Source organism: Streptomyces sp. NPDC059524 (genome assembly GCF_042749255.1).
GTDB classification, from domain to species: domain Bacteria; phylum Actinomycetota; class Actinomycetes; order Streptomycetales; family Streptomycetaceae; genus Streptomyces; species Streptomyces xanthii.
Window position 1 is genome coordinate 37,177 of the sequence record NZ_JBHYTK010000050.1, and the last position, 11,722, is coordinate 48,898.

Genomic DNA, 11,722 nt, shown 5'->3' on the forward strand with positions numbered 1-11,722 from the left:
CGTGCTGTCCCCCCGGGCCCGGCGCCCCCCCCCGGGCCCCCCCCCGGGGGCCTTTCGCCGTTCTCGTCCTCCCGCGCGAACACCTGGAGCAGCCAGGACGAGAACGAGCCGACGACCGCGCCGAGCAGCGCGAGCCCGCAGCCCATCAGGCCCACCGCGACGAGCCGGCCCACCGGCGTCACCGGCGCCATGTCGCCGTAGCCGACGCTCGACACCGTCGTGCACGCCCACCACACCGAGTCGCCGAACGTCTGGATCGTGGCGCCCGGCGCCCCGCGTTCCTGCTGGTAGACGGCGAGCGACGCGGCGAAGCCGAGCAGCAGCGTCGACACCCCCGCGTACAGCATCACGCGCGCGTGCAGCGCGAACCGGGGGCGGCCGTGCCGGCGCTTCACCCGCTCGTAGGCCTGCACGATGCGGACGGGGCGCAGCAGCGGCAGCAGCAGGACCAGGGTGTCCAGCCAGTGCGTGCGCACGAAGCGCGGCCAGCGCTGCCCGCTGAGCCGCCGCCGCACGACGTAGTCCGCGGCGAACAGCGCCCACGCCGCGCAGGTCACCGCCAGACACAGATCGCGCACGGCCCCGGGCAGCCCGGGGCCGAGCACCAGGACCGCGTACGAGGCGAGGAAGAGCAGGGACGCCGCGGCGAGGACACCCGCGGTGCGTCGCTCCCAACGGGCGAGGGCACTGTCGGTCATCCGCACAGCATCGCGCGCACGGGCCCGGGACGGGCCCCGGCGACACGCCCCGCCGAGGTCACGCCATATGCTGCACAGCATGACGAGTGAGCCGGAGCAGCAGATCGGTCCTGTGGGAGAGCCGGACGGATTCGGGCGTCTGTGGACCCCGCACCGCATCGCCTACATCCAGGGCGAGGGCAAACCGACGGGCCCCGGGGCCGACGACGGCTGTCCCTTCTGCGCGGCTCCCGGCAAGAGCGACGAGGACGCCCTCATCGTGGCGCGCGGCGAGCACGTCTTCGCGATCCTCAACCTGTACCCGTACAACGGCGGGCACATGATGGTGCTGCCCTACCGGCACGTCGCCGACTACACCGACCTCGACGACGCCGAGACCGTCGAGCTCGCCGACTTCACCAAGCGGGCGATGACCGCGCTGCGTGCCGCGTCCGGCGCGCACGGCTTCAACATCGGCATGAACCAGGGCGCGGTGGCCGGCGCCGGCATCGCCGCGCACCTGCACCAGCACATCGTCCCGCGCTGGGGCGGCGACACGAACTTCATGCCGGTCGTCGGCCACACCAAGGTGCTGCCGCAGCTCCTCGCGGACACGCGCACGGCGCTGGCGAAGGCCTGGCCGACCGCCTGACCGCTCCTCGTACGACGCCCGGGGATCCGGCGCCGCGGGGCTACGCGTCGTAGACGTCGGCCTTCCGCGGCGACGGGTCCTGCACCAGGCCGCTGAGCACCCCCGAGCGGTTCCCGAACTTCTCCGTGTCGACGCCGTGCTCCTTGAGGACCTTGAAGGCCGCCGCGTGCACGACCCGCAGCACCGGCGTCGCCGTGCGCAGCGCGTCGTCCGCCATGAAGCGGTGCCGCCACGGCTGGTCGGCCCAGGCGTGCCGCAGGCCGAACGGCTCGGGCAGGGCCAGCTTGCCGCCCAGGTAGTCCAGCAGCGGCGGGTACCAGGTGAGCGGGGCACGGACCGCGATCCGCACGACCTCGTCCGCGTCGATCAGCGGCAGCGTCTTCGTGGTCGTCTCCCAGAAGCGCACCGACTTGGCGATCTCCTTGGTCTTCGGCTCGGGCTTCGACGTGAACAGCGAGTTCACCGGGCCCAGCGCGTGGCCCGTCACCTCGATGCGCAGCGTCTCGTGCAGCACCGTCACCGTGATCAGCATGGTGATGACCAACTGGCCGTCCCACAGCGTGAACTGGACGCCCAGGTAGTGGCGGTCACCGCTGCCGAACTGCTGCTCGTTGCAGATCCGCTGTATCTCGTGCGGCTTGATCCGGTACGCGTCCACGTCCGCGCCGGTCGGACGGGAGACCGAGCCCGCCTTCTCGCCGATCGGGGTCACGATCCAGTGCTCGACCGAGGGGCGCGGGAAGCCGCCCGTGTGCAGCGTCTTGCGCTCCAGGAGCTTCAGCTGGTCGTGGATCGCGCGGACCACGTCCCAGCTGCGGAACGGGTGGATCTCCTTGTCGGGGTCGACGGAGACCAGCTCCTCCGCCAGCTGCCAGCTGCCCCAGCGCGTACCCATGCCGAGGATGCCCTTCGGGCCGGCGTAGAACACCGCGTTCGACTGCTGCTCCGCCGAGAGGCGGGCCAGACCCTGGCGCAGCTGCTCCGCCGCGGTCTCACCCGGGCTGCCCGGCACCGCCTCGGGGATCTTCGCGCCGATGCCGCCGCCCGACAGCAGCGCGTCCCACCGCTCGCGCAGGTCCTTCGCCGTGCGCTCGCAGACCTGCCGCGCCCACAGCCCGCCGACGACGGGCACCACGAAGGAGGCGCGCAGGTACCAGGCCCAGCCGCCGGCGAACGGCAGCTTGAGCAGCACGATGACGACGGCCACCCCGACGACCGCCATCAGGGCCGTCGTCAGCGCCGCCGTGCCGCGGACCTTGCGCTCCTTGTTCCGCGCCTCGGTCTTCGCCGCCCCGGCCGCGGCGTCCTTGGTCGCCTTCTCGGCGGCCGCCACCTTGTTGTTGCTCGTACGGCGAAGCTGGAAGGCGATCAGCCACAGCACGAACCCGGGCAGGAACACGAGGCCGAACAGCACCGTGATCAGGGTCAGCAGCGCGTCCCGCTGGCGGCGGATCCGGGTCGCCGCGAGGCAGTGCTCCACCACGACCTGCGGCTCCGTGCCGAAGGACTGGATCAGCGGCTTGCGGCCGCCGCCGAGCATCCGGACCTGGACCGCGCGCGAGAAGGCCTCACCCAGATTCGGCGCGAACAGCGACCAGGCGCCCTTCTTCACCTCGGACTTGTGCCACTCGTTGTTCGCGTCCTCGATCTTCGCGGCCGGGTCGTCCCGGTACGCGGCCGAGGCGATGGCGAACGTCGCCGCGGTCTGCCCCGCCGAACCCTGCAGGGGGACCTGTGCCCCCGGCCTGAAATCGAACGCGTCGTCCGCCACTGCCGCCCCCATCACCGCACGTCTCGCACCGCACGTCTCGCACCGCACGTCGCTGCTGCTGCGGCTCTTCCCGACTTCCTTGCCCCGCACACCTGTTGATCAGTTGATCGTCCTGATCCTATTGATCGTCGACCAGCGTAACGGCCGCCACCGACATCCGTCCCGGCAAGCCGGACGCCGGTGGCCGCACCGGGGGCACGGGGGCGCACGCCCCCGCGCGACGGGCCCAACTACGCGGTGTCCGCGGCCTGTTCCCTGATCCGCTCGCCGATGTGGGCCGGCATCGGCTCGTGCCGGGCGTAGCTGCGGCTGAACCGCGCCGTGCCGTGCGACAGGGAGCGCAGATCGACGGCGTAGCGCCCGATCTCGATCTCCGGCACCTCGGCCCGTACGAGGGTCCGGCCGCCCGGCGCCTGCTCGGTGCCGACGACGCGGCCACGCCGCCCGGACAGATCGCTCATCACCGCGCCCACGAAGTCGTCGCTGACGAGCACCTGGACCTCGGACACCGGTTCGAGGAGATGGATCGTGGCGTCGGCCGCCGCCTCGCGCAGCGCCAGCGCGCCCGCCGTCTGGAACGCGGCGTCGGAGGAGTCCACCGAGTGCGCCTTGCCGTCGAGCAGCGTGACCCGCACGTCGATCAGCGGGTACCCGGCCGCGACGCCCTTGGCCGCCTGGGCCCGTACACCCTTCTCCACCGACGGGATGAACTGGCGCGGGACGGAGCCGCCGACGACCTTGTCGACGAACTCGATGCCCGAACCGTTCGGCAGCGGCTCCACCTCGATCTCGCAGATCGCGTACTGACCGTGCCCGCCGGACTGCTTGACGTGCCGCCCCCGGCCCGCGGCCCGGTCCGCGAACGTCTCGCGCAGCGACACCTTGTGCGGGACCACGTCGACCTGCACCCCGTACCGCGCCGACAGCCGCTCCAGGGCGACGTCCGCGTGCGCCTCGCCCAGACACCACAGCACCACCTGGTGGGTGTCCGGGTTCTGCTCCAGCCGCATCGTCGGGTCCTCCGCCGCGAGCCGCGCCAGGCCCTGCGACAGCTTGTCCTCGTCGGCCTTGCTGTGCGCCTGGATCGCCAGCGGCAGCAGCGGGTCCGGCATCTCCCACGGCGCCATCAGCAGCGGGTCGTCCTTCGCCGAGATCGTGTCGCCGGTCTCCGCCCGGCCCAGCTTCGCCACGCACGCCAGGTCCCCGGCGATGCAGTGCGACAGCGGCCGCTGCTGCTTGCCGAAGGGGACCGACAGGGCGCCGACCCGCTCGTCCACGTCGTGGTCCTCGTGCCCGCGGTCGGTGAGCCCGTGCCCCGACACGTGCACCGTCTCGTCCGGGCGCAGAGTGCCCGAGAACACCCGTACGAGCGAGACACGGCCCACGTAGGGGTCCGAGGCCGTCTTCACGACCTCGGCGACCAGCGGGCCGTCCGGGTCGCAGACCGGGATCGTGCGGGGCGCGCCGTCCGGCGTGGTCACGGTCGGGGCCTCGCGCTCCAGCGGGGTCGGGAAGCCGCCCGTGACCAGCTCCAGGAGCTCGACCGTGCCGATGCCCTGGCGGGCGCCCTCCGGGGCGGGGGCCGCCGCGAGGACGGGGTGGAAGGTGCCGCGCGCGACGGCCCGCTCCAGGTCGTCGACGAGCGTCTTGAAGTCGATCTCCTCGCCGCCCAGGTAGCGGTCCATGAGGGTCTCGTCCTCGCTCTCGGCGATGATCCCCTCGATGAGCCGGCCGCGCGCCTCCTGGAGGCCCGGCACCTGGTCGGCGTCCGGCGGCGACTCCTCCAGCGCGCCCGACGCGTAGGCGTGGATCCGCTGCGACAGGAGCCCGATCAGGCCGGTCACGGGGGAGTGGCCGTCCGGGGTGCGCTCGCCGTGCAGCGGCAGATACAGCGGCAGCACGGCGTCGGGGTCGTCGCCCCCGAAGGCCTCGGCGCACACCCGGGTCGTCTCCTCGAAGTCGGCCCGCGCCGCCTCCAGGTGCGTCACCACGATGGCCCGCGGCATGCCGACGGCCGCGCACTCCTCCCACACCGCGCGCGTGGCGCCGTCCACCCCGTCCGCCGCCGAGACGACGAAGAGGGCCGCGTCCGCAGCACGCAGACCGGCCCTCAGCTCCCCGACGAAATCCGCGTATCCGGGGGTGTCCAGAAGATTGATCTTGCAGCCGCCCCAGTCGACCGGGACGAGCGAGAGCTGCACCGAGCGCTGCCGGCGCCGTTCGATGTCGTCGTAGTCCGAGACGCACGTGCCGTCCTCGACGCGGCCCGCGCGGTTGACCGCCCCCGCCGTGAGCGCGAGGGCCTCCACCAGCGTCGTCTTGCCGGAGCCGCTGGGGCCGACCAGCACCACATTGCGCACGTCCGAGGGCCGGTCGGCCGTAGCCGCCCTGCCGGCGGCCCCGGGATGTGTGTTCGCCTTGTCAGCCATGTCCCTTGCCTCCCGGTTCGCATCCACGGTGAGGGGGCCCCGTCGGGGCCTGTGGAAGTGCGGCAGGCGGACACGCGAACCCGCGTGTGAGAGGCGGCTCCGGCGACGCCCGCGGTGTCTTCGAGCTTTGCACTCGTGTCACCGTGCGTCCATACGTCGTACGGGATCCCACGCGCGCGTGGTGGCCCGACGGCCGTGGCGGCGGGTGCGTGGCTACGATGGGCCAGCCGGTGGCCAGAGGGGCCGCACGGCCACCGACCCCTCGGGAAGGCCATGCTGAACAAGTACGCGCGTGCATTCTTCACGCGTGTCCTCACACCGTTCGCCGCGTTTCTCATCCGTCGCGGGGTCAGTCCCGACACGGTCACGCTCCTCGGCACCGCCGGGGTGGTGGCGGGCGCGCTGGTCTTCTACCCGCGCGGGGAGTTCTTCTGGGGCACGGTCGTCATCACGCTGTTCGTCTTCTCGGACCTCGTGGACGGCAACATGGCGCGCCAGCTCGGCCGCTCCAGCCGCTGGGGCGCCTTCCTCGACTCGACGCTCGACCGGGTCGCCGACAGCGCCATCTTCGGCGGCCTCGCGCTCTGGTACGCGGGCGGCGGCGACGACAACGCGCTGTGCGCCGTCTCGATCTTCTGCCTCGCCAGCGGCCAGGTCGTCTCGTACACGAAGGCCCGTGGAGAATCGATCGGCCTGCCGGTCGCGGTCAACGGTCTGGTGGAGCGCGCCGAGCGGCTCGTCATCTCGCTCGTCGCGGCCGGCTTCGCCGGTCTGCACAAGTTCGGTGTGCCCGGCATCCAGTACCTGCTGCCCGTCGCCCTGTGGATCGTCGCCGCCGGCAGCCTGGTCACGCTGATCCAGCGCGTGGTCACCGTCCGCCGCGAGTCCGCCGAGGCCGACGCCGCGGCCGCCGCCCAGGAGGAGACCGCCTCGTGAGCGGCGTGCAGGAACGGATCACCGACGCGCTCTACGGGCTCGGCTGGGGCACGGTCAAGAAGCTGCCCGAGCCGGTCGCGAACCGCTTGGGCCGCACCATCGCCGACGCCGTCTGGCGCAAGCGCGGCAAGGGCGTGCTGCGGCTGGAGTCGAACCTCGCGCGCGTCGTGCCCGACGCCACGCCGCAGCGGCTGCGGCAGCTCTCCAGGGCGGGCATGCGCTCGTACCTGCGCTACTGGATGGAGTCCTTCCGGCTTCCCGCCTGGAGCAAGGACCGCATCCGCGAGGGCTTCACCCCGCAGGACGTGCACCACCTGACCGACGGGCTCGCCTCCGACAAGGGCGTCATCCTCGCCCTGCCCCACATGGGCAACTACGACCTCGCCGGCGCCTGGGTCACCACGAAGCTGGAGACCCCGTTCACGACGGTCGCCGAGCGCCTCAAGCCCGAGACCCTCTACGACCGCTTCGTCGCCTACCGCGAGGGCCTCGGCATGGAGGTCCTCCCGCACACCGGCGGCGCCGCGTTCGGCACCCTCGCCCGGCGGCTGCGCGACGGCGGCCTCGTCTGCCTGGTCGCCGACCGCGACCTGTCCGCCGCCGGCGTCGAGGTGAAGTTCTTCGGCGAGACCACGCGCATGCCCGCCGGGCCCGCTCTGCTCGCTCAGCAGACCGGCGCCCTGCTGCTGCCCGTGACGCTCTGGTACGACGGCTCGCCGATCATGCGGGGCCGGGTCCATCCGCCGATCGACGTGCCCGAGACAGGCACCCGCGCCGAAAAGACGTCTGTGATGACACAGGCGCTGGCCGATGCCTTCGCCACCGGGATCGCGGACCATCCGGAGGACTGGCACATGCTGCAGCGTCTGTGGCTCTCGGACCTGGACCCCGCCAAGAACCCCGAGGAGCGGCCGGCGTGAAGATCGGAATCGTCTGCCCGTACTCCTGGGACGTGCCGGGCGGCGTCCAGTTCCACATCCGCGACCTCGCGGAGCACCTGACCGCGCTCGGCCACGAGGTCTCCGTCCTCGCCCCCGCCGACGACGACACCCCGCTGCCGCCCTACGTGGTGTCCGCGGGCCGCGCCGTGCCCGTGCCCTACAACGGCTCGGTGGCCCGCCTGAACTTCGGCTTCCTCAGCGCCGCGCGCGTGCGGCGCTGGCTCCACGACGGCACCTTCGACGTCATCCACATCCACGAACCGACGTCCCCGTCGCTCGGCCTGCTCACCTGCTGGGCCGCCCAGGGCCCGATCGTCGCCACGTTCCATACGTCGAACCCCCGCTCGCGCGCCATGATCGCCGCCTACCCGATCCTGCAGCCCGCCCTGGAGAAGATCAGCGCGCGCATCGCCGTCTCCGAGTACGCGCGCCGCACCCTCGTCGAGCACCTCGGCGGCGACGCGGTCGTCATCCCGAACGGCGTCGACGTCGACTTCTTCGCCCGGGCCGAGCCGAAGGCCGAGTGGCAGGGCGACACGATCGGCTTCATCGGGCGCATCGACGAGCCCCGCAAGGGCCTGCCGGTCCTCATGAAGGCGCTGCCCAGGATCCTCACCGAGCGGCCGCAGACACGTCTCCTGGTGGCCGGCCGCGGCGACGAGGAGGAGGCCGTCGCCTCGCTCCCGCGCGAGATGCGCTCCCGCGTCGAGTTCCTCGGCATGGTCAGCGACGAGGACAAGGCCCGGCTGCTGCGCAGCGTCGACGTGTACGTCGCCCCGAACACCGGCGGCGAGAGCTTCGGCATCATCCTCGTCGAGGCCATGTCGGCGGGCGCGCCCGTGCTCGCCTCCGACCTCGACGCCTTCGCCCAGGTCCTCGACCAGGGCACGGCCGGAGAGCTCTTCGCCAACGAGAACGCCGACGACCTGGCCGCCGCCGCCCTGCGCCTGCTCGCCGACCCCGAGCGCCGCACCGAGCTGCGCGAGCGCGGCAGCAAGCACGTGCGCCGCTTCGACTGGTCGACCGTCGGCGCCGACATCCTCTCCGTCTACGAGACCGTCACCCAGGGGGCCGCGGCCGTCGCCACCGACGAACGCACCGGCCTGCGGGCCCGCTTCGGCCTCGCCCGCGACTAGGGCACTTCTTTCGGATCCGGCCGGGCTCGCCGGGCGTAGGACCTGTCCGCCGGTTCCCTTCTACTTCGGGCGACGAAGGGGAGGGTCGGACGGGCCCCACCCGAGGGCCGGGGCGGCGGCCCCGCGACGGTAGCCTTGCCGCCCGTGACCGTCACCCTGATCTGGATCGCCGTAGCCCTCTTCGCGATCGGCCTCTACCTCAGCTGGACCGCGGGCCGGCTCGACCGCCTGCACGCCCGGATCGACGCGGCCCGCGCCGCACTCGACGCCCAGCTCCTGCGCCGCGCCTCCGTCGCCCAGGAACTGGCCACCTCCGGAGTGCTCGACCCGGCCGCCTCGATCGTCCTCTACGAGGCCGCGCACGCGGCACGCCAGGCGGAGGAGGAGCAGCGCGAGGTCGCCGAGAGCGAGCTCAGCCAGGCGCTGCGCGCGGTCTTCGGGGAGGCCGACCAGGTCGAGGAGGTCCGGGCCGCCCCGGGCGGTGAGGAGGCCGCCGAGGAGCTCGCCCAGGCGGTGCGCCGGGTGCCCATGGCCCGCCGCTTCCACAACGACGCCGTACGGGCCGCACGCGCGCTGCGCCGGCACCGCAAGGTCCGCTGGTTCCGGCTGGCCGGACACGCCCCGTTCCCCATGGCCTTCGAGATGGACGACGTGCCGCCGACGGCCCTCGCGGACCGGGCCACCACATAGCTCCCGCAGGCCATGATCACGGTCCACCACCTGGATCGCAGGCCAAAAGGAGCCACCGCCTCCCTATTGGCCCTTGTAGTGGCCTGGGGCACAGATGTTTCCTCGGTGCAGCACGAGCGCGCAGCAGCACGCACGTGCGGCAACAGACCCTCTTCACTGAGTTCACCGAGCGAGGTCCCCGTGTCCACTGTCGAAAACCAGGCTCCCGCCACCGGCACCGCCCGCGTCAAGCGCGGCATGGCCGAGCAGCTCAAGGGCGGCGTGATCATGGACGTCGTCAACGCCGAGCAGGCGAAGATCGCCGAGGACGCGGGCGCCGTGGCCGTCATGGCCCTCGAGCGGGTCCCGGCGGACATCCGCAAGGACGGCGGCGTGGCCCGCATGTCGGACCCGAACATGATCGAGGAGATCATCGAGGCCGTCTCGATCCCGGTGATGGCCAAGTCCCGCATCGGCCACTTCGTCGAGGCCCAGATCCTCCAGTCGCTCGGCGTGGACTACATCGACGAGTCCGAGGTCCTCACCCCGGCCGACGAGGTCAATCACAGCGACAAGTTCGCCTTCACGACCCCCTTCGTCTGTGGCGCCACCAACCTGGGCGAGGCCCTGCGCCGCATCGCCGAGGGCGCGGCCATGATCCGCTCCAAGGGCGAGGCCGGCACCGGCAACGTGGTCGAGGCCGTCCGCCACATGCGCCAGATCAAGAACGAGATCGCCCGCCTGCGCGGCTTCGACAACAACGAGCTGTACGCCGCCGCCAAGGAGCTGCGCGCCCCGTACGAGCTCGTCAAGGAGGTCGCCGAGCTCGGCAAGCTCCCCGTCGTGCTGTTCTCCGCCGGTGGCGTCGCCACCCCCGCCGACGCCGCGCTGATGCGCCAGCTCGGCGCCGAGGGCGTCTTCGTCGGCTCCGGCATCTTCAAGTCCGGCGACCCGGCCAAGCGCGCCGCCGCCATCGTGAAGGCCACCACCTTCTACGACGACCCGAAGATCATCGCGGACGCGTCCCGCAACCTGGGCGAGGCCATGGTCGGCATCAACTGCGACACCCTCCCCGAGACCGAGCGCTACGCGAACCGAGGCTGGTAAGCACCCATGAACACCCCCGTCATCGGCGTCCTGGCGCTCCAGGGCGACGTACGGGAGCACCTCATCGCCCTGGCCGCGGCGGACGCCGTGGCCAGGCCGGTGCGGCGCCCCGAGGAACTGGCCGAGGTCGACGGCCTGATCATCCCCGGCGGTGAGTCGACCACCATCTCCAAGCTGGCCCACCTCTTCGGCCTGATGGAGCCGCTCCGCGCGCGCGTGCACGCCGGAATGCCCGTCTACGGCACCTGCGCCGGCATGATCATGCTCGCCGACAAGATCCTCGACCCGCGCTCGGGCCAGGAGACGATCGGCGGCATCGACATGATCGTGCGCCGCAACGCCTTCGGACGGCAGAACGAGTCCTTCGAGGCAGCGGTGGCCGTCCAGGGTGTCGAGGGCGCACCGGTGGAGGGCGTCTTCATCCGCGCCCCCTGGGTGGAGTCCGTCGGCGCCTCGACCGAGGTGCTCGCCGAGCACGAGGGACACATCGTCGCCGTACGCCAGGGCAACGCCCTCGCGACGTCCTTCCACCCCGAGCTCACCGGCGACCACCGGCTCCACGGCCTTTTCGTGGACATGGTCCGGGGCAAGGACGCGCCCGGTTCCTTGTAGGATCTCTGGCGTTCGTTATTGAGGTTGGTTACGCGAAGGAGACAGGCAGATGTCCGGCCACTCTAAATGGGCTACGACGAAGCACAAGAAGGCCGTGATCGACGCCAAGCGCGGCAAGCTCTTCGCGAAGCTGATCAAGAACATCGAGGTCGCGGCGCGCATGGGCGGCACGGACGTCGAGGGCAACCCGACGCTGTACGACGCCATCCAGAAGGCGAAGAAGCAGTCGGTCCCGAACAAGAACATCGACTCCGCGGTCAAGCGCGGCGGCGGCCTCGAGGCCGGCGGCGCCGACTACGAGACGATCATGTACGAGGGCTACGGTCCCAACGGTGTCGCGGTGCTCATCGAGTGCCTCACCGACAACCGCAACCGCGCCGCCTCGGACGTCCGCGTCGCCATGACCCGCAACGGCGGCAACATGGCCGACCCCGGTTCCGTGTCGTACCTGTTCAACCGCAAGGGCGTCGTCATCGTCCCCAAGGGTGAGCTGACCGAGGACGACGTCCTGGGCGCCGTCCTCGACGCGGGCGCCGAGGAGGTCAACGACCTGGGCGAGTCCTTCGAGGTGCTCTCCGAGGCCACCGACCTGGTCGCGGTCCGCACCGCCCTCGTGGACGCCGGCATCGACTACGACTCGGCCGACGCCAACTTCGTCCCGACCATGCAGGTCGAGCTCGACGAGGAGGGCGCGCGCAAGATCTTCAAGCTCATCGACGCGCTCGAGGACAGCGACGACGTGCAGAACGTCTTCGCGAACTTCGACGTCTCCGACGAGGTCATGGAGAAGGT

At 71.9% G+C, this 11,722-nt stretch carries 11 protein-coding genes; 8 read left to right on the top strand and 3 right to left on the bottom strand.

The features are described 5' to 3' along the window. Positions 1–698: potassium channel family protein (locus tag ACFW9D_RS16620; RefSeq protein ID WP_384622613.1), on the bottom strand; the 698-nt coding region annotated here is incomplete at its 3' end. Positions 699–765: 67 nt separating this feature from the next. Between ACFW9D_RS16620 and ACFW9D_RS16625 the strand changes: the two genes are divergently transcribed. Beyond that, positions 766–1,329 (top strand): HIT domain-containing protein, encoded by a 564-nt coding sequence (locus ACFW9D_RS16625; RefSeq protein WP_188339991.1) that lies wholly within the window; start codon positions 766–768, stop codon positions 1,327–1,329. Positions 1,330–1,369: 40 nt separating this feature from the next. Here the strand turns inward: ACFW9D_RS16625 and ACFW9D_RS16630 are convergent, their stop codons facing one another. After that, entirely contained in the window at positions 1,370–3,112 is a 1,743-nt protein-coding gene (locus ACFW9D_RS16630; RefSeq protein WP_384622616.1) for a hypothetical protein, read from the bottom strand. 218 nt (positions 3,113–3,330) lie between these two features. Then, positions 3,331–5,529, bottom strand: a complete 2,199-nt coding sequence (locus ACFW9D_RS16635) for an elongation factor G-like protein EF-G2 (RefSeq protein WP_384622618.1) — start codon at positions 5,527–5,529, stop codon at positions 3,331–3,333. Positions 5,530–5,802: 273 nt separating this feature from the next. Here ACFW9D_RS16635 and pgsA point away from each other — a divergent pair, with 273 nt between their 5' ends. The 7 genes from pgsA to ACFW9D_RS16670 form a co-directional block, all read left to right on the top strand. Further along, positions 5,803–6,465: a phosphatidylinositol phosphate synthase gene (gene pgsA / locus ACFW9D_RS16640; RefSeq protein WP_188339994.1), complete on the top strand. Its 663-nt coding sequence runs from the start codon at positions 5,803–5,805 to the stop codon at positions 6,463–6,465. Then, a complete protein-coding gene (locus tag ACFW9D_RS16645; protein WP_188339995.1) occupies positions 6,462–7,385 on the top strand; it encodes a phosphatidylinositol mannoside acyltransferase in 924 nt (307 codons plus the stop codon). The genes pgsA and ACFW9D_RS16645 overlap by 4 nt, the downstream gene beginning before the upstream one ends. Then, entirely contained in the window at positions 7,382–8,542 is a 1,161-nt protein-coding gene (locus ACFW9D_RS16650) for a glycosyltransferase family 4 protein (protein WP_188339996.1), read from the top strand. The genes ACFW9D_RS16645 and ACFW9D_RS16650 overlap by 4 nt, the downstream gene beginning before the upstream one ends. A 144-nt stretch (positions 8,543–8,686) precedes the next feature. Then, positions 8,687–9,232, top strand: coding sequence for a hypothetical protein (locus ACFW9D_RS16655; protein ID WP_188339997.1), 546 nt, complete (start codon positions 8,687–8,689; stop codon positions 9,230–9,232). A gap of 180 nt (positions 9,233–9,412) precedes the next feature. Next, positions 9,413–10,318 carry a pyridoxal 5'-phosphate synthase lyase subunit PdxS gene (gene pdxS, locus ACFW9D_RS16660; RefSeq protein WP_188339998.1) on the top strand — a complete coding sequence of 302 codons (906 nt, stop codon included), beginning with the start codon at positions 9,413–9,415 and terminating at the stop codon, positions 10,316–10,318. Between the two features lie 6 nt (positions 10,319–10,324). Then, positions 10,325–10,930 carry a pyridoxal 5'-phosphate synthase glutaminase subunit PdxT gene (gene pdxT / locus ACFW9D_RS16665; protein ID WP_188339999.1) on the top strand — a complete coding sequence of 202 codons (606 nt, stop codon included), beginning with the start codon at positions 10,325–10,327 and terminating at the stop codon, positions 10,928–10,930. Positions 10,931–10,979: 49 nt separating this feature from the next. Beyond that, a partial coding sequence (locus ACFW9D_RS16670; RefSeq protein ID WP_384622624.1) for a YebC/PmpR family DNA-binding transcriptional regulator occupies positions 10,980–11,722 on the top strand: 743 nt, incomplete at its 3' end.